This window comes from Cytobacillus stercorigallinarum (genome assembly GCF_014836495.1).
Lineage (GTDB): Bacteria > Bacillota > Bacilli > Bacillales > Cytobacillaceae > Cytobacillus > Cytobacillus stercorigallinarum.
Genome location: NZ_JACSQT010000001.1, coordinates 335258 through 356829, shown reverse-complemented (window position 1 = coordinate 356829; position 21572 = coordinate 335258). Strand labels below are relative to the sequence as shown.

18 protein-coding genes and 1 other annotated feature are annotated in these 21572 nt (G+C 37.3%); of the genes, 3 read left to right on the top strand and 15 right to left on the bottom strand.

Going from position 1 to position 21572, the window contains the following annotated elements; genetic code table 11:
• Positions 1-69: 69 nt before the first annotated feature.
• From aspS to H9655_RS01700, 3 genes are all read right to left on the bottom strand, one after another.
• Positions 70-1845 (bottom strand): aspartate--tRNA ligase, encoded by a 1776-nt coding sequence (gene aspS / locus H9655_RS01710; RefSeq protein WP_191810294.1) that lies wholly within the window; start codon positions 1843-1845, stop codon positions 70-72.
• Positions 1846-1857: 12 nt separating this feature from the next.
• The gene (gene hisS, locus H9655_RS01705; RefSeq protein WP_191810292.1) at positions 1858-3132 is read right to left on the bottom strand and encodes a histidine--tRNA ligase; all 1275 of its coding nucleotides are present in this window, start codon (positions 3130-3132) and stop codon (positions 1858-1860) included.
• A 66-nt stretch (positions 3133-3198) separates the two neighbouring features.
• Positions 3199-3435, bottom strand: a binding site (T-box leader).
• A gap of 98 nt (positions 3436-3533) precedes the next feature.
• Complete coding sequence (locus tag H9655_RS01700; RefSeq protein ID WP_191810290.1) at positions 3534-3710, bottom strand: hypothetical protein; 177 nt, start codon at positions 3708-3710, stop codon at positions 3534-3536.
• Between the two features lie 282 nt (positions 3711-3992).
• Between H9655_RS01700 and H9655_RS01695 the strand changes: the two genes are divergently transcribed.
• Positions 3993-5768, top strand: a complete 1776-nt coding sequence (locus H9655_RS01695; RefSeq protein WP_191810288.1) for an SH3 domain-containing protein — start codon at positions 3993-3995, stop codon at positions 5766-5768.
• Between the two features lie 232 nt (positions 5769-6000).
• Here the strand turns inward: H9655_RS01695 and dtd are convergent, their stop codons facing one another.
• From dtd to H9655_RS01655, 8 genes are all read right to left on the bottom strand, one after another.
• Entirely contained in the window at positions 6001-6441 is a 441-nt protein-coding gene (dtd, locus tag H9655_RS01690) for a D-aminoacyl-tRNA deacylase (protein ID WP_191810286.1), read from the bottom strand.
• A gap of 17 nt (positions 6442-6458) precedes the next feature.
• On the bottom strand, positions 6459-8654 hold the full coding sequence (locus H9655_RS01685; RefSeq protein WP_191811329.1) for a RelA/SpoT family protein: 2196 nt from the start codon (positions 8652-8654) through the stop codon (positions 6459-6461).
• Between the two features lie 272 nt (positions 8655-8926).
• Positions 8927-9439 carry an adenine phosphoribosyltransferase gene (locus H9655_RS01680; protein WP_095372443.1) on the bottom strand — a complete coding sequence of 171 codons (513 nt, stop codon included), beginning with the start codon at positions 9437-9439 and terminating at the stop codon, positions 8927-8929.
• Between the two features lie 18 nt (positions 9440-9457).
• Positions 9458-11797 (bottom strand): single-stranded-DNA-specific exonuclease RecJ, encoded by a 2340-nt coding sequence (gene recJ, locus H9655_RS01675; protein WP_191810284.1) that lies wholly within the window; start codon positions 11795-11797, stop codon positions 9458-9460.
• Positions 11798-11848: 51 nt separating this feature from the next.
• Positions 11849-12187: a LapA family protein gene (locus H9655_RS01670; protein ID WP_191810282.1), complete on the bottom strand. Its 339-nt coding sequence runs from the start codon at positions 12185-12187 to the stop codon at positions 11849-11851.
• 11 nt (positions 12188-12198) lie between these two features.
• Positions 12199-13098 carry a cation diffusion facilitator family transporter gene (locus H9655_RS01665; RefSeq protein ID WP_191810280.1) on the bottom strand — a complete coding sequence of 300 codons (900 nt, stop codon included), beginning with the start codon at positions 13096-13098 and terminating at the stop codon, positions 12199-12201.
• A 163-nt stretch (positions 13099-13261) separates the two neighbouring features.
• Entirely contained in the window at positions 13262-15529 is a 2268-nt protein-coding gene (secDF, locus tag H9655_RS01660) for a protein translocase subunit SecDF (RefSeq protein ID WP_191810278.1), read from the bottom strand.
• A gap of 230 nt (positions 15530-15759) precedes the next feature.
• Positions 15760-16047: a post-transcriptional regulator gene (locus tag H9655_RS01655; protein WP_225230417.1), complete on the bottom strand. Its 288-nt coding sequence runs from the start codon at positions 16045-16047 to the stop codon at positions 15760-15762.
• Between the two features lie 132 nt (positions 16048-16179).
• Between H9655_RS01655 and spoVB the strand changes: the two genes are divergently transcribed.
• Positions 16180-17736, top strand: coding sequence for a stage V sporulation protein B (spoVB, locus tag H9655_RS01650; protein ID WP_191810274.1), 1557 nt, complete (start codon positions 16180-16182; stop codon positions 17734-17736).
• 28 nt (positions 17737-17764) lie between these two features.
• On the opposite strand, the gene H9655_RS01645 is transcribed toward spoVB, so the two are convergent.
• Complete coding sequence (locus H9655_RS01645) at positions 17765-18448, bottom strand: DUF421 domain-containing protein (RefSeq protein WP_191810272.1); 684 nt, start codon at positions 18446-18448, stop codon at positions 17765-17767.
• Between the two features lie 54 nt (positions 18449-18502).
• Between H9655_RS01645 and H9655_RS01640 the strand changes: the two genes are divergently transcribed.
• Entirely contained in the window at positions 18503-18988 is a 486-nt protein-coding gene (locus H9655_RS01640) for a TIGR04086 family membrane protein (RefSeq protein ID WP_318245433.1), read from the top strand.
• A gap of 63 nt (positions 18989-19051) precedes the next feature.
• On the opposite strand, the gene yajC is transcribed toward H9655_RS01640, so the two are convergent.
• From yajC to queA, 3 genes are read right to left on the bottom strand one after another with little or no spacing between them, the layout of a single operon-like run.
• On the bottom strand, positions 19052-19327 hold the full coding sequence (gene yajC / locus H9655_RS01635; RefSeq protein ID WP_191810270.1) for a preprotein translocase subunit YajC: 276 nt from the start codon (positions 19325-19327) through the stop codon (positions 19052-19054).
• 26 nt (positions 19328-19353) lie between these two features.
• Positions 19354-20493 (bottom strand): tRNA guanosine(34) transglycosylase Tgt, encoded by a 1140-nt coding sequence (gene tgt, locus H9655_RS01630; RefSeq protein ID WP_191810268.1) that lies wholly within the window; start codon positions 20491-20493, stop codon positions 19354-19356.
• A 30-nt stretch (positions 20494-20523) separates the two neighbouring features.
• A complete protein-coding gene (gene queA, locus H9655_RS01625; RefSeq protein WP_191810266.1) occupies positions 20524-21552 on the bottom strand; it encodes a tRNA preQ1(34) S-adenosylmethionine ribosyltransferase-isomerase QueA in 1029 nt (342 codons plus the stop codon).
• Positions 21553-21572 lie beyond the last annotated feature (20 nt).

Sequence of the window (21572 nt, the reverse complement as noted above, 5' to 3'; positions counted from 1 at the left end):
TAATCTTATCATAGCTAAGATATGAATTCAAGAAGTGACGTATAGTTCAAAAATCACTTTTTTTACCAATTAATCTTGATTCTTCACATTTAAAGCGAGATGAAGATCATTTAATTGTGCCTCACTTACTTCACCAGGTGCATCTGTTAAAACACAACTTGCACTAGCTGTTTTAGGGAAAGCAATGGTATCTCTTAAGTTGGTTCTACCAGCAAGTAACATCACTAGACGATCAAGTCCTAGTGCAATCCCTCCATGCGGCGGGGTACCATAATCAAATGCTTCAAGGAGAAAACCAAATTGCTCAACAGCTTCCTCTTTAGAAAAACCAAGAATTTCAAACATTCTCTCCTGAATATCTCTTTCAAATATACGTAGAGAACCACCACCAAGTTCATAGCCGTTAAGAACTAGGTCATATGCTTGAGCTTTCACTTCTCCTGGTTGATCAGCTAGTTTGTCCAAGTCTTGTCTTTGCGGCATTGTAAAAGGATGATGTGCTGCATAATAGCGGCCATCTTCTTCGTCATACTCAAGTAGCGGCCAATCCGTTACCCATAAGAAGTTAAATTTGCTCTCATCAATTAATTCTAATTGCTTTCCTAATTTTAGACGAAGCGCACCTAGTGCATCAGCAACAACTGATTTCTTATCAGCTACAAATAGTAATAAGTCGCCAGCTTCCACACCAAGCGCTGACTGAATCGCTGCTTGTTCTTCTTCAGACACAAATTTAGCAATCGGTCCTTTTAAACCTTCTTCTTCTGCTTTTAACCAGGCAAGTCCTTTGGCCCCGTATACTGAAACAAATTCCGTCAATGCATCAATATCTTTACGAGAATATGTGGAAGCCGCTCCTTTGACGTTAATTGCTTTCACTTGCCCACCTGATGAAACAGCACCAGCAAATACTTTAAAGCTAGAATTCTTTACGATTTCAGATAGATCCGTTAGCTCCATGCCAAAACGTGTATCTGGCTTATCGGAACCGTATCTTGCCATCGCTTCATGATAGGTTAAACGAGGAAACGGAATATTGACTTCTTGCCCTTTTACTTCCTTCATGATTTTTGCCATCATACTTTCCATCAACTCAATAATATCCTCTTGGCTCATAAAGCTCATTTCAATATCAATTTGCGTAAATTCCGGTTGACGGTCTGCACGTAAATCTTCATCACGGAAGCAACGTGCAATTTGATAATAGCGGTCTACACCACTGACCATCAGCAATTGTTTAAATATTTGTGGAGATTGTGGCAGTGCGTAAAACTCTCCTGGATGCACACGGCTTGGCACTAAATAATCACGCGCTCCTTCTGGTGTACTCTTCGTTAAGATCGGTGTCTCTACATCGATAAAATCGGCATCATCAAGGAATCCTCTAATAGCCTTTGTTACTTGATGGCGTAGCTTTAATGTATTGGCCATCACTGGTCTTCTTAAATCAAGATAACGATATTTTAAACGAACATCCTCAGATACTTCTGATTTTTCGTCAATCGTAAATGGAGGTGTTTTCGCCTCATTAAGTATCGTTACTTTTTCCACACGAATTTCAATTTTACCAGTTGTTAAGCTCTCATTAACTGTCCCTTGTTGCCTTTCAATAACAACGCCTTCAATATCCAACACATATTCGTTACGAATTTTTTCTGCTAATGCTAAAGCTTCTTGTGAAACTTCCGGATTAAACACAACTTGGACAATGCCTGTTCTGTCACGAAGGTCAATAAAGATAAGACCTCCTAAATCACGACGTTTTTGCACCCAACCCTTTAATGTTACTTTCTCACCTATCGCTTTTTCAGTAATCTCTCCGCAGTAGTACGTTCTTCCAAACATCTATGATTCCTCCTAGTTTCTATATAGCGCAGTAAAGTCTTGGATAAATGAAGCAAGCTCCATTTCCTTTTGTTCCCCACTATCCATTATTTTTAAGTTAATCTTATTGTTTTTCAATTCATCTTCACCAATAACAGCTACATATTTAGCGTTCATTCGATCGGCTGATTTGAATTGTGCCTTCATTTTACGATTAGAATAATCTCTCTCAGCAGAATATCCTGCATGGCGCAATTTGTGGAGCAAGCCGACAGAATAATCTTTCGCCTCTTCGCCTAAGGTGACGATATAACAATCAATGGATTGATCAATTGGGAGTTCAACATTTTCAGCTTCTAAAGCAGCAAGAAATCTCTCAATACTTAAAGCAAAACCAATACCAGGTGCTTCCGGTCCACCTACTTCTTCTGTCAAACCGTTATACCTGCCACCACCACAAAGAGTTGTTATTGCGCCAAACCCTTCTGCATCACTCATAATCTCAAAAGCAGTATGCGTATAATAGTCTAAACCACGGACAAGATTGGCATCGACTTCAAAATCAATTTCTAATTCTGTTAAGTACTGCTGCACTTTTTTGAAGTATTGTTTGGATTCGTCATTTAAGTGATCAATAATTGATGGAGCTGTTTTCATCAATGGATGTTCGCGATCTTTTTTACAATCTAGAATACGCATCGGGTTTTTCGCTAATCTGCTTTGACAATCTGAACAAAATTCATTAATGCTCGGACTAAAATGGGCCATGAGGGCCTCACGGTGCTGTGCCCGGCTCTCTTTATCACCTAAACTGTTGATAACTAGTTTTAACTTTTTCAAACCCATTTCTTTATAAAGCGCCATCGCTAATGCAATAACCTCTGCGTCAATTGCCGGATCATCACTACCTATCGCTTCTACACCAAATTGGACAAACTGACGGAAACGACCAGCTTGTGGTCTTTCGTAACGAAACATTGGCCCCATATAATATAATTTGACAGGTTGATTTGCTTGGCCAAACATTTTATGTTCAACAAATGAACGTACAGTGGAAGCTGTTCCTTCTGGTCTCAATGTTAAGCTTCTACCACCGCGATCATCAAATGTGTACATTTCCTTCTGGACGATATCAGTTGTATCTCCTACACTTCGTAAAAATAAATCTGTATGTTCAAATATCGGTGTGCGAATCTCCTGATATTGAAATTTATGACAAAGTTCTCTCGCTTTTTGTTCTATTAATTGCCATTTCTCTACTTGACCAGGAAGAATATCCTGGGTACCCCTTGGTAAACGGATTGACATATATACCAAATCCTCCTCTTTCCTAAAGCTTAAATAAAAAAACTCTCGTCCCTTGTATTTTTCAATACAAGGGACGAGAGTTGAATATCCCGTGGTGCCACCCTAGTTGCAGTATGATAGATATACTGCCTCTTTACACAGATAACGCCTGCACACGTTCTTCCCCTAATAAATTTAAATTTTTCAGGGAGAAACCTAAGAAGTGTTCTTTCATCAAGTCATCATATAGAAATGCTTTCAGCCTATGACATTTCCTCTCTTTTTATGTGGAGAATGATTACTCTTCTTCCTCATTGGTTCAATTTATTTTATCATTTACTGTATTAAAATATCATTTTATCCTTCTTATCATAATAACCATTGTACAAGATGTCAAGTCTCTCTCTAGAATTGATAGCGATTTACGTTCTAGAGATTTTCTTTTTCAGTTTTCTCACATCTTGTAAAGAAATTCCGAAATCACTCGCAAGTTCAACCATCGTGGCATTTCCCTCAGCTTGAATAAAATCATGAAAGTCCACACCAAATAATTGGTTCTCACCGCTTTGCACATTCATTCCTTTTTCACTATATCTCACAGACAATCATCCTTTTACCATATAGTCTTTTACTCATGTTAGTATGGGCAAATCGAATGATATTTATAAAAACAATAAAGAAATAGACAAAAAAATTTCTTTTTTCCCGAATGGTTTGAAGTGGCTATTACGTTACAACTTGTTTACAAAACAGGATGATAAACCGATATTAGAAGGGAAACGGCCACATAAAAAAGAAAGTATATATAACTTCATTTATCTTGACGAGAGAAGAAATATTTGCTTATCTTGATAAATGGCAAACAGGAAGGAGGAACGTGGTTGCAAGGCAAAAAACATCTTTGGATAACCATTTGTATGATTCTAGTGATGGCTCTTCTATTACCTATGAAAGAGGCAGGAGCTGAATCAGCAGGTCAAAAGCTTCGAATTGGTACAGATAGTCTTAATGTTCGCACAGGCCCAGGATTAAGTTATGCAAGTCTAGGAATGGCGGCAAGAGACGAGACTTACACAATCCTTAACCAAGAAGGTGATTGGTATCAGATTGATTTTGAATCTGGTCAAAAAGGGTGGGTCGCCAATTGGCTCGTTGTACTAGAAACAGAAAATACGCAAGAAAAAGAAAAACAAGTAAAAAGCGGTGGTGGACAAACGGTTTCCATCAATGCGGATGGTCTAAGAGTAAGAGGTGGTCCTTCAACTGATCATCGTGTCGTTGGTGTCGTGTCAAAAGGAAAAGAATACAAAGTTGTCTCCACTGACCAAGATTGGTTAAAAATTACGACTGAGTACGGAAATGTATGGGTACACAAAGATTTTGTTCAAGTGAATGGTCCCACCCAAGAAACAAGCTCTTCATCTAATGAAGAAAAGAAAACGGTGATTAAACAAGGGGTCATTACTGGTAATTCTCTCAACGTTCGTACTAGTCCTGATACAAACAGTGAAGTAATTGGTAAATTAAATTCAGGTACAACCGTAGATATTTTATCACAAGAAAATACTTGGACTGAAATCACATTTCAAGGGCAAAACGCATGGATAAGTAGTCAATATATCCAAGCAGGCAAAAAGCAAGAAAAGCAAGAAAAACAACAAGAAACGAATGATAATGGGACGATTACCGCTAGTTCGTTAAATGTAAGAGAAAAACCGTCATTAAACGGGAACATTATCGGATCCGTTTCTCAAGGTGACAATTTTCATATTTTAAAAGAAGAAAATAACTGGATGAATATTGAACTTCCAAATGGGACAAACGGATGGGTTGCTAGCTGGTATGTGAACAAAGAGCAGAGTTCCTCATCGGAATCAAAGTCGTCTTCTTCTGTAAAAAATGTAACGATTCTACACAACGGCTCCAATATTCGCCAAAGCACTCATACGAATGCCAACATTGTAGCAAGAGCGAATCAAGGAGATACATTTGAAGTTGTGGGGACTGAAAAAGATTGGTATGAAATTAAATTAAGTGATGGACAAACAGGTTTTATTGCTGGTTGGATTGTTTCTAATGGCAAACAGGCTAAAACGACTAACCAATCTTCTTCTACTCCAGGATTAAAGAACAAAGTAATTGTCTTAGACCCCGGCCATGGAGGAAGAGATAATGGTACAACTGGCGCAGCAGGTACTCAAGAAAAAACTGTTACGATTCGCACCGCAGAAAAATTAGCTGCGAAATTAAGGGCAGCAGGATCTACTGTAATATTAACAAGACAACAAGATACATATGTTCCTCTCCAATCACGGGTAGGTGTTTCTCAAATGAATAATGCGGATGCATTCATCAGTATTCATTATGATAGCATAAACGATCGAAGTGTAAGCGGCATGACTACCTATTATTATCACGATTATCAACAACAATTTGCCGCTGATGTCCATCAAGGGATCATGTCCAAGATCGACTTGAATGATAGAGGGTATAGACATGGTGATTATTATGTTATACGAGAAAATAACAGCAAAGCCATATTACTTGAGCTAGGTTATTTAAGTAACGCAACAGAGGAAATAAAAGTAACCTCTGAACAATACCAAGAAGCTGTTTCATCAGGCATCTTCCAAGGATTACGTACACATTTTCAATAAAGATTATCCACCTGCCTTTTTTCCTTTGAGGCAGGTGTTTTTTATATTTATTGCACTAGCATATATCGAGTGCTTCTTAGTCCACTAACAAAAAGATAGGGAGAGTGTAATGTTCTTGCGATCTTTGTTGCTTTCCCCCTAGATGTACAATAAACCATTCACAGTTACTAGACCAAAAAAATAACCTAAACAAATCACATAATTAAGATTTGTTCAGGTTGGGTTTTATTTTCTATTTACTTTCTAAAATGAGGGTAACGGGACCATCATTCGTGAGCGATACATCCATCATTGCACCAAACTCACCTGTTTCCACATGGACACCTTTTTCCTTAAGCAATTCATTAAAGCGAAGATAGATGTCTAAGGCTTTCTCAGGGCGAGCAGCATTCATAAAATTCGGGCGCCTCCCTTTTCGGCAGTCACCGTATAGTGTGAATTGGGATACAGAAAGAATTTCACCTTGTATATCAAGTAATGAACGATTCATTTTACCTTCTTCATCATCGAACACTCGAAGATGAACAATTTTATCAGCTAAATATGCAGCATCTTCAAACGTATCCTCATGCGTAATTCCAACAAGCAAAACAAAGCCATGCGTAATGCGTCCGGTTATTTTTTCACCAACAGTCACTTTGGCTGCTTTACTTCTCTGAACAACAATTTTCAAAACTCTTGCCACTCCCTTTAATTCATAATTCGACGAACGGCATAAACATCAGGTATCTGCTTAATACGCTCTACCACTTTTTGTAGATGGTTTACATTATGAATAGAAATCGACATATTGATTGAAGCGGCTTTATTTTTATCCGAACGACCCGTCACTGCAGATATATTTGTTTTCGCTTCATTAACTGCCTGAAGCACTTCATTCAATAATCCACGTCGATCATAGCCAGTAATTTCTATTTCTACATTATATTCTTTCTGATCATTTAAAGCAGTTTCCCACTCAACAGGTATAAGCCTTGCTTTCGCATCATCTGTATTTATATTCGTACAGTCCGCCCGATGGACAGAGACACCTCTACCCTTCGTAATAAATCCGACAATCTCATCACCTGGTACCGGATTACAGCAACGTGATAACCTGATAAGCAAGTTATCAATACCCGATACGCGCACACCTGATTCACGTTTTTTCGCTTGAGGAAGCTGTTTCAATTCGCTCACAGCATTGGAAATATCTTTTTTACCTTCAAGGTCTCTTTGCTTTCTTAACTTTTCAGTTAGACGATTGGCTACTTGCAATGCCGTAATGCCATTGTAACCAACAGAAGCATACAGATCTTCTTCAGATGGGAAATTATATTTTTCCGACACACGATTTAGATTTTCCGCGGTCATAATCTCTTTTACTTCAAAATCCATATTACGAATTTCTTTTTCGATTAATTCGCGGCCTTTTTCAACGTTTTCTTCTTTCCTTTGTTTTTTGAAGAATTGTCTAATCTTATTTTTCGCCTGTGAAGATTGAGCTAACTTGAGCCAGTCTTGACTTGGTCCGTATGAATGCTTAGAAGTTAATATCTCAACGATATCCCCTGTTTGCAACTTATAATCAAGTGTGACCATTTTACCGTTTACTTTCGCACCAATCGTTTTATTACCTATTTCTGAATGAATTCTATAGGCAAAATCTATTGGCACCGAACCTGATGGTAGTTCAATGACATCTCCTTTAGGCGTAAAAACATAGACCATATCAGAAAACAGGTCCATCTTAAGCGATTCCATAAACTCCTCGGCACCAACCGAATCATCTTGGAAATCCAATATCTCTCTAAACCATTTTAATTTATCTTCAAAAGAAGAATTTTCATCAACCTTTGTTCCTTCTTTATAAGCCCAATGTGCAGCGATACCAAATTCTGCTATTCTATGCATATCAAAGGTACGTATTTGCACCTCTAACGGATCTCCTTTAGGACCAATAACGGTTGTATGCAATGATTGATACATATTTTGCTTAGGCATCGCAATATAATCTTTAAATCTGCCTGGCATGGGTTTCCAATGTGTGTGGATAATACCAAGAACAGCATAACAATCCTTTATGCTATTGACCACAATCCTTACGGCTAGTAAGTCATAAATTTCATTGAATTGTTTGTTTTGTAGAGCCATTTTTCGATAGATACTGTAAATATGTTTTGCCCTACCGGAAATCTCAGGTTCAATCGTTACATCGTCCAGCCGATCTCTCATCATCGCAATAACATCTACTAAATATTGTTCTCTCTCTGCTCTCTTCTTCTTCATCAAGTTAACAATTCGGTAATATTGCTGCGGATTCAAGTATCTTAAAGCTGTATCTTCTAATTCCCACTTAATTTTAGAAATCCCTAGTCTATGAGCAAGAGGAGCAAAAATCTCTAAAGTTTCATTCGAGATTCTTCTTTGCTTCTCAGCAGGTAAGTGTTTTAACGTTCGCATATTATGAAGTCTATCTGCAAGCTTAATTAAAATCACTCTTATATCTTGAGCCATGGCAACAAACATTTTACGATGATTTTCTGCTTGCTGCTCTTCTTTTGATTTATATTTAATCTTTCCCAGTTTCGTTACACCGTCTACAAGCATAGCTACTTCTTCACTAAAATGTTCTGCGATATCCTCTAATGTGGATTCAGTATCCTCAACAACATCGTGAAGAAAACCAGCTGCTACCGTAGCTGGATCCATTTCCAGGTCCGCTAAAATCCCCGCTACTTGAATGGGGTGAATAATGTACGGTTCACCTGATTTACGGTATTGTTCACTATGAGCAGACTTAGCAAATTCGTAAGCTCTTTTGACGAACTGGGCATGCTCTTCATTCAAATATTCTCTTGTCCTATCGATGACTTGTTCGGCGGTCAACACCTGATCGTTCGCCATGGAATCACCTTTATCCCAAATTATTTTTAATACCCAACCATGTAATTTCTTCTTTTCCTTATCAGTCAATAAATATAACCATTAAGAAAAAAGAAACGATTGCTACTATTATCGAAAAAAATAACATAGATGTAAAGGGATAGCGTTTTTTTTTTACAAAAAAACGTAGAATTTGTCGAAATCACTCATATTTAATCCCAATTTATCCCTAATTATCCTAAAAATATCTATCAATATAAAAAAGAGAACACATATAGTGCTCTCTAGAACTATTAATAAGTCATTAAAGTTAAAACATCATAATCCTTTAATTTCTCTTTTCCATCTAAATAGCTTAACTCGATTAAGAAGGCAATACCTGCAACAACTCCACCTAGTTCTTCTACTAACTTTATTGTTGCCTCAATTGTTCCACCTGTAGCTAGAAGATCATCCGTGATCAATACGCGTTGACCAGGCTTAATCGCATCTTTATGGATAGTTAAGACATCTTTACCATATTCCAGACCATAATCTACTTTTACCGTTTCTCTAGGTAGTTTACCTTCTTTACGAACAGGTGCAAATCCTACTCCTAAAGAATAAGCTACTGGACATCCAATAATAAACCCACGCGCTTCTGGCCCAACAACAAGATCAATCTGTTTTTCTTTAGCATAAGTAACAATTTGGTCTGTTGCGTATCTATAAGCATCACCATTATCCATTAATGTCGTAATATCTTTAAATGTGATACCGGGTTTTGGCCAATCCTCTACTATAGTAATATATTGTTTTAAATCCATTTTCTTTCCTTTGCCTCCTCAATTCACATAGGCATTCTGAAGCAGCCCATCAAACCATTCCTTTAATTGACCTGCTTTTGAATAAAGCAATTCATTTTCTAACTGTACTTGTTGTTGCTTTATGCAAAAAGCCTGTGATTCCGATAAATCTCTCTTTTGTTTTGCATCGCTAAGAGAAATCATCCCATTATCTATTTTAACAAATTCTAGTTCAAAAAACACTTCAGTCATAAAATCAATATAAGAAACTTGCCAGCCTTTAAATTTAGCTACCTCTGCTTTTCTTGTTTCAAGGTTAAAAGGCCCTCTCTTAGCAATGAGCGCATAGTACCATTTAAAATGGTCACGGTTTGGCGTCGCCACAGAGAATATATCATTTGTTTGGTAGAAATGACAATAAATTCTTTCTGGACTTTTCCCACGCAAAATAGCCTCTATTCTTTCCTTTTGTGGTGGTAAATCACAAAAAATCACATGCTTACCATCTAATATGATATTTTCTGCCTCTTCATCAGACAGAATCAACGACACATTCGGACTATAAGGTAAAAATTTATCATAATTTTCCTTATTAAATACAATCCACTCAGAGGTTTCATGATGGACATGTGTGACGATGGTGTCTAAGCGCTTGGCTCCTCTAATATCAAATAATTGCCATTCTTGTATGCGTATATCTTGGATAAAAACTTGTGGTTTCTTTATATTATTCCATTCGTTAATAGAAAGTTCCCCTACAATAGCAAGACTAGCATCCATAGAAATTTGCTCTGCGTATTCTCCAAATCCAAATCCAATACCATCCAATGTCACATCATTATCCTCTAAAGTGATCTTCAGATGTGTTTTATTTGCCCCAATTCGCTTTAAGAGACTGACATTCGCCTCTTTTAACAATACTTTCGGCTTAGGATTATCGATACCGAATGGTGCCAATTGTTGTATTTCTGCAATCATGTCTAAATTAACATCAGCTACTCTTAATTCAGTATCTAAATTAGTCATCGGTATAAAGTCTTCTTTGTTTAACTGTTCTTTAGCAAGCTGGATTAACCTTTGACGAAGTGTATCAACATCCTCAAGTTTTAAAGTCATTCCTGCAGCCATTGGATGCCCTCCAAAATGAGGAAGGATATCGCGAGATTGCGAAAGATTATGAAACAGATCAAACCCGGCTATACTCCTCGCAGATCCTTTAGCTAATCCTTGTTGTGAATCGAAACTTAAACATATAACAGGTCGGTAGTATTTCTCTACTAGCCTCGAAGCTACGATTCCAACAACTCCGGGATTCCAACCTTCTCTACCAACTACGATGACCGGGTTGTCCTCAATTGGATATTCCGCCTCCACTTGTTGAATCGCTTCTTCAGCCATTGTATGAACAATTGATTGTCGCTCTTTATTCTTTTGGTCGATTTCTTCAGCTAATGCCTCCGCCTCAAGTGCATCTTCAGTTAATAACAATTCCACTGCAGGATCCGCAGAATCTAGTCTCCCTACTGCATTTAATCGTGGTGCAATCGTAAAGCCAATGGTCTCTTCTGACATCTCAGCTAATTTGACATTGGCTAACGATATTAATGAGCGGATACCAAGATTTTGTGTAGATTGCAGCTTTTTAAGACCTTTTTTCACAATTAAGCGATTTTCATCTGTCAATGAAACAAGGTCTGCAACTGTACCAATTGCCACAAACTCTAACAGATCATTTGGCACATTACCTAATAGAGCGTGAGCAAGTTTAAATGCTACACCCACTCCAGCAAGCTCTTTGAAAGGATAACGACTATCAGGAAGTTTCGGATGAATGATTGCCAGACATTCTGGTAAGATAGGGCCTGGTTCATGATGATCCGTTATAATTAAATCGATTCCCATTTCTTTAGCCGCTTGCGCAGGTTCGATAGCAGCAATTCCTGTATCAACAGTAATAATTAACGAAACACCGATATCACTAGCATATTGAAATGCGGGAACATTTGGTCCATAACCTTCCGTAAAGCGGTTAGGTATGTAAAATTGCACATCTGCTCCTAGTGAAGTCAAAGTTCTCATCATGACAGTCGTACTCGTAACACCATCGGCATCATAGTCTCCAAAAATCATAATCGATTCGTTATTTTTAATCGCTCGTTGTATACGTGAAACAGCCAAATCCATATCTTTTAATAAGAAAGGATCGTGAAATTCTTTTTTTTCATCAAATAAAAAATACCGTGCTGATTCGACGGTATTAAAGCCGCGATTAACAAGTAATGTAGCCAAAGCAGATGAAATATTTAATCCGTTTATAAGTTCCTCTACAGAGGCTTCATCTGATTGACGAACATTCCAACGCGTTTTAGAATGTAACATACGTTCACCCCTCAACTTTTACATTATACTAGAGCGACGTAAACGTTTCAATTATTCTTTGTTGCTTACCTTTAATTGTTCAGTATGATGAATGTCACTTTTCACTTGATGGGTTTTATCAGCTTCTTTGTGCCCCTCCTTTCCTTTAAGCGCTACTATCTGCTTTTTCAACGACTTTACTTCTCTCTGTAAATTAAAAATCTTTACCAAACCTACCGAACTGACAATCAGCCCTCCCATTAAAACGGAACTTAAAATAACAAGAATCAGTGGCCAACTGCTTTCTCCAAATAGATAATTAACCGTAACTGAATCAACGTTAATAACAGCAAAAATAGCGACAATTAATGTAAAAACAATACTGAGCAATATAATCCATTGGTTTTTCATTTATTCCCCTCCTATTTATTTTCATAAGGAATCATTTGAATAAAAACGTTTTGCACTTGATGAAAAGCCATTAGTTTTTCTTTTGCTTTTTTTACAATAATATGCCCATCTTCTACTGTGAGAGATGAGTCTACAGCTATTTTCAAATCAATAATTAAGTAATGCCCATGCTCTCTTGCATGCAACTCTTCTATTCGTTTAATTCCTTCCACTTTGTCTACAGCAGAAAATAGATAACTTGATGCCTCAGGGCTTAACACATGATCCATTGTATTATGAATGGCTTCCTTCCCTAGTTGAAAAGCCATATGGAGAATCATAAATGCTACAACTAAACCGATGACAGGGTCCGCATATTCTAGCCAATTGAGCCCTAACTTTCCTCCAATAATCGCACTACCTATACCGATTAATGCAGCTAATGACGAATAAACATCCGACCGATGTTCATAAGCGTTTACAATAAGTGCCTCACTATTTAATTCTTTTCCCAGTTTAAACTTATATCTAAACATTCCCTCCTTTACTAGGATGGAAACAATCACAGCAATAATCGCATATACCTTCGGGGCATCAACTGGTTGGAATAATGATTGAAAGGATGAAATGAAAATCTCAATACCAACAAAGAATAGAAATACAGCAACAATAATAGCAGCAATCAATTCAGCTTTTCCGTGTCCATATGGATGGTCCTCGTCAGGTGGCCTTTTAGCTGCAATTAAGCCGATATAAACAGCGAGTGAACCTGCTACATCAGAAGCTGAATGTATCGCATCAGCTATTAAAGCTTTACTACCAGAATGAACACCAATTACCCATTTGAAAATAGCTAGGGCAATATTTGCCCCCATCCCTAAAATTGCTGCATTCTCAGCCCGTTTAAACCTTACTTCTTTCTCCACAAGCATTTATTAAATCCCCCTCTTAATCATTCATCTACCTATTATTTCCATAATAGCTAAAATCATAACTATAACTAGAGATGGCTTCTACTTTAACTAATTCCTCATTCTAAATAAACTCGTGACAAAAAAGCATCTGCAAATTTTATGCAGATGCTTTCTTATCTTTTTAAACTTGTGGTTCGTCTGTTTTCTGTTTCTTTTCTTTGTATGTGATTAATACGCCATGCTTTTTCAGTTGCTTCCCTTTCCATGATAGCCACATTTGTGTCGCTAGGAAGATTGATGAATAAGTACCGGCAATTAATCCTATTAGTAAGGCAATATTAAAGTTACGTATCGCTTCACTACCAAAGATCAACAGGCCAAGAACAGCTAGGACGACTGTAATAATGGTATTAATTGATCGACCCAGCGTTTGCCGTAAACTTTGATTAGCTATATGCGCGAGCTCATCAAAGGTTTTAATTTTCTTCTTCCTAACCATATTCTCACGTATGCGGTCAAATGTAACGATTGTATCATTGATCGAATAACCAACAATGGTTAAGACAGCCGCTATAAATGTAAGATCCGCCTCTAGCCTTGTCACACTAAATATAACAACAATAAAGAATGCGTCATGCAATAAAGCTAGTACTGCGGCTAAAGCCATCCTCCATTCAAAACGAATGGTGACATACAGAATAATTCCTATGGCCGCAATGGCTAATGCTTTTATTGCATTCATCGCTATTTCTTTTCCTACTGTTGGGGTAACAGTACTAATATTAGGAATACTTCCATATTCATCTTCTAATTGTGACTGATACTCAGCAATTTGTTCTTTATTGAATACCTCGTCTTTGATGCGAGCAACACCAATTTCATTATTGTTTCCGGAAATAACGATGTCGTCCGTTTCGATGCCTATTTTAGCTAAAGATGCTTGATAACCGTCTTCTGTTAACGGCTCATTAGACATTTGCTCAATTCTTGTTCCTTGTGAAAAGTCAATGCTCAAGTTTAAGCCGAATATAAAGAGCACAATCATTCCAAGGACGATCATTATGCCAGAAAAACCATAATATTTTTTCCGATGCTTAACGAAGTCAAAGCGGTCAAATTTTGTTGTTAAATCTACTGTATCTAAGTTTTCATTTAGTTGATGTATATCTTTCTTATGAACACCGAACATGCCAGGCATGTTTTTAAACAGGTTACTATTTACACATAACCCGAGTAATAATCTCGCACCGTATACTGCTGTAATAAAACTCATCAATATACTTAAAATTAAAGTCGTTGCAAAACCTTTTACGGAACTTGTCCCATAAATAAACAGTACGCCTGCTGCTAATAAGGTCGTTAAATTGGCATCAAAAATAGTTGATAAAGAGTTTTTACTTCCTGCTTTAAATGCAGCTTTAATTGAACGACCAACTCGTATTTCATCTTTTATTCTTTCATAGGTAATAATATTTGCATCAACTGCCATACCAACACCAAGAATTAATGCTGCCACACCAGGTAATGTTAGTACCGCATTCATCATATTAAATACGACTAATGTCAAATATAAGTAAATAGATAAAGTGATGACTGCAATGACTCCAGGAAGTCGGTAATAAGCGATCATAAAGATGAAAATCGCAGCAATACCTATTATTCCACCTATAATGGTTTTATCTAATGCTGACTCACCAAATTGTGCACCAACAGAAGTAGAGTAGACTTCATCCAAGTTAACTGGTAATGAACCGGCCGATAATAAATCAGATAAAGTTTTTGCTTCTTCTAAAGTAAAGTTACCTACAATTGAAACCGAATCTTGATTGAATACTTGGCTCACTTGTGGAGCTGATAAGTATTTTGGATCTTCTTTTGTCACTTCTTCAGCGAATGAATCTCCTTCTTCAAAATCTAACCAAATGACCAGTAGATTCTCTCCTGCTGGTTTGTTAATAATTTCTTGAGTAACTTCTCTAAACTTATCCGCACTCTTTAACTTAATTGAAACGCTCGGACGGCCATTTTCATCGAAGGTTTGTGATGCTCCCCCTTCAACAAGGTCACTCCCATCCATCAACACATTGTCATCCACGTCTCTAAACGTTAGATTGGCCTCAGTTGAAAGCATTTCCCTAGCTTGCTCTTGATCTGTAACTCCAGCCAGCTGCACCCTAATGCGGTTATCCCCTTCAATTTGTATATTGGGTTCACTTACACCAAGGACATTAATCCGGCGATCTAGGGACTGTGCTGTTGCAGCCATTGCAGCTTGGTCTATTTCTTGGCCATCTTTTGCAGGTGACACCTCATATAACACTTCAAATCCACCTTGCAAATCAAGACCAAGCTTTACATCTCCTAAAATATCTTTCGAAGTGAATCCCATCATACTTGCAAATAAAATAATGATTAGAAAAAATGATAGAATTCTGCTACGCTTCACCATTATGTATATTTCCTCCTCACTTTCCAAACGAGCCCAAATGTTGAGCTTTAAACGTGACTTTTCTAACAAAACAAACGAAGTAAATATGATTATAACCGTTTAAAGAAAACCTTTCTCAATGCAATATTATTATTATGAAACAAGAGGAAGGGACTGTCAATTTTATCAACGTACCTGTTTAGAGAAACGTTTATGACTAGATTACTATGTAGATTGGCAAAGCACTCGTTCTATTTTAGTAATTCCTTCATTTCCTCAACATTTTCCAGAGAAAATTCTGTGTCCATATAAGCTTCTACAGTTGTATAGTTAATAAATTCTCCGACTTTTATCCCTAAAACATCTTCCACAATTTCAAATAATCGTATCGTTGAATGAGGGGTTTTCCACTTTTTCTTCTTTAAGTATTCCCATAATTGCGTTCTTGTCACATGTTCGTATCCAAGAAAGCGAAACTCATCGATTTTTACATCAAGTGCAGGTTCGACCTCTTCGAAAAAAATATCATAGGCATGCATTGTCAACTTCAACTCTCCCTTTTTTTAAATATCACTCACTTTAATTATGAAAGCTTGTCATGCTTTGTCCATCTTCTTGCATATAGATTAATTGTATATGAATACCTTTCATTTGAGAAGGCAGGGTGTACAATGTCGAAATTTATTCAAGGAACGATTATTCTCTTATTTGCTGGACTTGTAACAAGAGTACTCGGGTTTATTAATCGGATTGTCATCGCAAGGTTCATTGGAGCTGAAGGTGTCGGTCTTTATATGATGGCTTTTCCTACATTTATTCTAATCGTAACCATTACTCAGCTTGGTTTACCCGTGGCAATTTCAAAAAATGTGGCGGAAGCGGAAGCAAGAGGAGATACAGGAAAAACAAAAAAAATTCTCATTGTTTCATTAGCTACCACATTATCCTTATCGATTCTTTTTACTCCAGCTTTAATTTTATTAACACCATATTTATCCGAGCATTTATTAACTGATAACAGGACGCTATATCCATTATTAGCTATTGCACCTGTTGTGCCAATTATTGCTGTTTCATCTGTCATACGTGGATACTTCCAAGGTAAACAAAATATGAAGCCGGCAGCTTATTCACAACTTATTGAACAAGTCGTAAGAATCACATTAATTGCTGCACTAACTAAAGCATTTTTGCCATATGGAATTGAATATGCGGCAGCTGGAGCTATGCTTGCAGCCGTTATTGGTGAATTAGCTTCACTCATTTATTTACTCGCATCGTTTAAGTTAAAAAAGAAGTTTAAGTTACGAAAACAATTTTTCCAACATATCCGCAAGGGCAAGGATACCTTTAAACAACTCATGGAAGTAGCATTACCAACGACAGGCAGTAGGATGATTGGTTCTGTCGCTTGGTTTTTAGAGCCAATTGTTGTCACTTATAGTCTTGCTATAGCTGGTGTTTCTACAATCGCCGCGACAGAAGGGTATGGTGCCTTAACCGGTTTTGCGCTTCCCTTGTTAATGCTACCGTCATTTATTAATATAGCGCTCTCCACTTCACTCGTACCTGCTATTAGCGAAGCCAAAGCAGTGAATAACTTCCATTTAATTGAGTATCGTCTGCAACAAGCATTAAGAATATCTTTAATAACAGGTGGTCTTTCAGTTGTAGTTATCTATATTCTGGCAGAACCATTGATGACTGTAATGTATGGTTCGACAACAGGCACCGAATTCTTAAAATTAATGGCGCCTCTATTCCTATTCTATTATTTCCAACAGCCACTGCAATCAGCTCTACAAGCCCTTGATTTAGCACGTGCTGCCATGATGAATAGCCTGATTGGTGCGGTTGCTAAAATTGCCGTTATCTTTATTCTTGGAAGCCAGCCTGCCTTTGGTATTACAGGAGTAGCGCTCGGATTAATTGTTGGCTTTGTATTAGTCACTCTCCTACATTTCGCCACTTTGTTAAAAGCGATTTCTTATACCATTCATATGCGGGAATACTTCATCACATTTGGCGCAATGTTCCTTACCGGTTATATCGGATATATGACCATTAAGTTCCTAAATTTCACCAGCGTACCTACTATCCTATGTGGGGGAATCGTTATGAGTTTCATATATCTATTCATCATGATTTTCACAAAGCTCATTAGAAAAGGTGATGTACAAGGCCTTCCAGGAGTCGGTCCGTTTTTAGCAAAATTTACGTTTAAATAGCCTTCATAAAAAAACTGAGTGACTAGATCTACTCACTCAGTTTTTCACCTGATTTCTCATCAATTAAATCAATATAAAATGTATTATTTTCAAAACTACATAACGACACCCTTGAAATATCATAAACCCCTTTTTCCTTTAATTGTTTCTTCAACCATTCCTCATTCTTATTGATTAGTGTTAAGTTTTCACTATTTATTCTCCCATCCATGACGAGAGGAAGGGTAAATGATGGTGTAAGGTCCGCTTGTGATGACTGATTGCTCTTTTCAATCACAGACAGGCTACCGGATACCTCTAGTATTGCATACTCAACATCAGATATAAGTGCAATATCTTTTTCACGTAGTTGCATAAGGAGATCGTCTAAATTGTAACGTAGCTTTTTCATTGCTTTCTCATCAATTTTCCCTTTATTAATTAAAATAACTGGTTTTCCATCAACAAAATCCCTCATTTTCTTACTTTTTAAGGACCAATAGGCGGAGATAATCTGTACAACCATCAGAATAAGCATAGGAAGAATATTCCTAAATAATTTCTCGTCACTTTTCTCAATTGCAACAACAGCCAATTCGGCAATCATTACTGAAATGACTAAATCAAGTATACTAAGCTCACCAATTTCCCTTTTCCCCATGATGCGATAGATAATAGTCATTAACACATACAATAAGACCGTGCGAAATATCACAATCAAATATTCTTCCAACATAGCCACCTCTTTATAAGATTAGCTTGTACAGGACTTCTCAATTTAATCAAATTGAGTAAGAAATATTTTTTTGATTTTGCTTCTATTTTTCCATACGAAGAATATGCTTGTACAAAGGAATTTTATCAAAAGAGAAAGGGGAGGTTTCCAATCGAAGAATCGAAGGCATTAGGGACTTCCGTTTTACATGGCCTAATAGCCATTTTCACATTGGCAATTGTTAGTAGTTTTATTTTCGCTCTTATATTAAGGTTTACTTCCTTACAAGAGTCTTCTGTTCAATATGTCATGACAGCCATTTCTTTTATTGCTCTTTTTACCGGAGGTTTCATTTCAGGTGGAAAAGGTAAACAAAGGGGATGGATGCTCGGCGGGATAACTGGTGCGATTTATACAATTATTATTTTTTCATTCCAATATCTCGGTTTTGATAAACTATTTAACCCTCAACAAATCGTATACTTTATTTGCTATATTCTCATTGCTATGATGGGTGGGATTTTAGGTGTAAACATGAATTCAAAGTCAACAAAATAGACATCATGTAAATGAAAAAAGCTGTTTAAAGTAGGAGATCTACTTCAAACAGCTTTTTCATTCTTAAACGGTACCTGCCGCTGATTCAGTTACTTCACGAATCGCTTGACGGTCGTATGTAAGACGGCTTCCATCGCCACACTTGATAACGACTTTGTCCTCATCGATTGCATCTACAAAGCCATGCAAACCACCGATTGTAACTACTTTATCGCCTTTTTTCAGACTATTCTGCATTTGATTAACCGCTTTTTGACGTTTTTGTTGTGGTCTGATTAAAAGGAAATAAAACAGCACAAACATAATGACTAACGGTCCAATAGTAGCTAAAATATCCATATTCTCTTTTCCCCTCCTTTCAAGTATTAGAAGTTTTTCGCGTTCGGCTTATTAAAGCCATATTTCTCGAAAAATTCTTCTCTAAAGTCACCTAGACGATCCTCTCTGATTGCCTCTCTGACCTTTTCCATTAATTTTAACAGAAAATATAGGTTATGATAAGTTGTAAGCCTTATTCCGAAAGTTTCGTCACATTTTATTAAGTGTCTTATATAGGCACGACTATAATTTCGGCAAGTATAGCAATCGCAATTCTCATCAAGAGGACCAAAGTCACGTGCATACTTCGCATTTTTTACAACTAATCTTCCTTCACTCGTCATCAATGTGCCATTTCTTGCAATCCTCGTTGGTAATACACAATCAAACATATCTACCCCACGAATCGCACCATCAATTAAGGAATCCGGTGAACCGACACCCATTAAATAACGTGGCTTATGATTAGGTAGCAATGGTGTTGTTTCTTCCAACACTCTATTCATTATATCCTTTGGCTCCCCAACTGATAACCCACCAATTGCATAGCCAGGAAAATCAAGTGAAACAAGGTCTTTCGCACTTTGAGCACGTAAATCACTATATTCGCCACCTTGAACAATCCCAAATAAACCTTGGTCGTTTGGTCGTTCATGTGCTTCTAAACATCTTTCGGCCCACCTAGATGTTCTTTCAACAGATTTTTTCATATATTCATGTGTTGCTGGGAAAGGTGGACATTCATCGAATGCCATCATAATATCCGAGCCCAGTGCGTTTTGTATTTGCATTGCCTTTTCAGGTGAAAGGAATAGTTTATCCCCATTCATATGATTACGGAAATGGACACCCTCTTCTTCAATCTTTCTAAAATCACTTAGACTAAATACTTGGAATCCACCGGAATCAGTTAAAATAGCGCGATCCCAATTCATGAATTGATGTAAGCCTCCCGCTTCCTTCACCAACTCATGTCCAGGTCGTAACCATAGATGATAAGTATTACTTAAAATTATTCCCGCTCCCATATTCACTAGATCTTCAGGTGACATTGTTTTCACCGTTGCTAGTGTACCTACTGGCATGAAAACAGGTGTTTCAAATGAGCCGTGAGGTGTGTGAACACGTCCAAGTCTCGCGCCTGTTTGTTTACATGTTTTTATCAATTCATAACGTATAGCTGTCATGACTTAACTCCTTTTCCATATCAAACTCTTTTATTTAATAAACATTGCATCTCCAAAACTAAAGAAACGATATCTTTCTTCCACTGCTTGTTTATATGCTTCAAGCACATGCTCACGTCCAGCCAATGCACTAATAAGCATAATCAACGTTGATTTTGGCAAGTGGAAATTCGTGATCATGCCATCAATCGCCTTAAATTCATATCCAGGAAAGATAAAGATATCAGTCCAACCACTTGACTCTTCAAAACGTCCATTAAAAGCAGTAGCAATTGTTTCAAGTGTTCTTGTTGAAGTTGTACCAACACTGATGATTTTATTACCTGTTTCCCGAATTTGGTTTAACGTTTGAGCTGTTTCTTTTGTCATTTGATAGAACTCTGCGTGCATTTCATGGTGATCGATGTCATCTACATTTACTGGTCTGAACGTACCTAAACCTACATGAAGGGTAATGAAAAGAACCTCAATCCCACGCGCTTTTATTTTTTCTAATAGTTCTTCAGTAAAATGCAAACCAGCTGTAGGAGCTGCTGCAGAGCCATTCTCCCGTGCATAGACTGTTTGATAGCGATCTCTATCCTCTAGTTGTTCTTTAATATAAGGTGGCAAAGGCATTTCACCTAATTGCTCCAATACCTCATAAAAAATCCCTTCATATTTGAACTTGAGAATACGACCTCCGTGGTCACTCTCTTCAACACATACTGCTCTCAGTTGACCATCGCCAAAGATAATTTCCGTGCCTACTTTCACTCGTTTGGCTGGCTTTACAAGTGTTTCCCATTGATCATCTTCAAGCTGTTTTAACAGCAGCACTTCTAATTTTGCTCCCGTTTCTTCTTTCATTCCAAAAAGTCGTGCTGGTAATACTCTTGTATCATTCAATACGAGGGCATCACCTGGCTGTAAGTATTCGACAATATGCTTAAACACGTCATGACGGACCGCTCCCGTCTCCTTATCTAATACCATTAATCGGCTACTTGTTCGATCTTTAAGCGGTGTTTGCGCAATTAATTCTTCTGGTAAATTAAAATCAAATAAATCTACTTTCATTTTGTCTCGTCTCCAACTTT

Excerpts from the sequence above, each read along its gene's own strand:
- H9655_RS01665 (WP_191810280.1), bottom strand. The coding sequence starts at position 13,098 with ATGCTTGTGGAGAAAGAAGTAAGGTTTAAACGGGCTGAGAATGCAGCA.
- yajC (WP_191810270.1), bottom strand. The coding sequence starts at position 19,327 with ATGGATATTTTAGCTACTATTGGACCGTTAGTCATTATGTTTGTGCTG.
- queA (WP_191810266.1), bottom strand. The coding sequence starts at position 21,552 with ATGAAAGTAGATTTATTTGATTTTAATTTACCAGAAGAATTAATTGCG.
- spoVB (WP_191810274.1), top strand. The coding sequence starts at position 16,180 with ATGTCGAAATTTATTCAAGGAACGATTATTCTCTTATTTGCTGGACTT.
- H9655_RS01655 (WP_225230417.1), bottom strand. The coding sequence starts at position 16,047 with ATGCATGCCTATGATATTTTTTTCGAAGAGGTCGAACCTGCACTTGAT.
- H9655_RS01670 (WP_191810282.1), bottom strand. The coding sequence starts at position 12,187 with ATGAAAAACCAATGGATTATATTGCTCAGTATTGTTTTTACATTAATT.
- H9655_RS01680 (WP_095372443.1), bottom strand. The coding sequence starts at position 9,439 with ATGGATTTAAAACAATATATTACTATAGTAGAGGATTGGCCAAAACCC.
- hisS (WP_191810292.1), bottom strand. The coding sequence starts at position 3,132 with ATGTCAATCCGTTTACCAAGGGGTACCCAGGATATTCTTCCTGGTCAA.
- tgt (WP_191810268.1), bottom strand. The coding sequence starts at position 20,493 with ATGACAGCTATACGTTATGAATTGATAAAAACATGTAAACAAACAGGC.
- recJ (WP_191810284.1), bottom strand. The coding sequence starts at position 11,797 with ATGTTACATTCTAAAACGCGTTGGAATGTTCGTCAATCAGATGAAGCC.
- aspS (WP_191810294.1), bottom strand. The coding sequence starts at position 1,845 with ATGTTTGGAAGAACGTACTACTGCGGAGAGATTACTGAAAAAGCGATA.
- secDF (WP_191810278.1), bottom strand. The coding sequence starts at position 15,529 with ATGGTGAAGCGTAGCAGAATTCTATCATTTTTTCTAATCATTATTTTA.
- H9655_RS01685 (WP_191811329.1), bottom strand. The coding sequence starts at position 8,654 with ATGGCGAACGATCAGGTGTTGACCGCCGAACAAGTCATCGATAGGACA.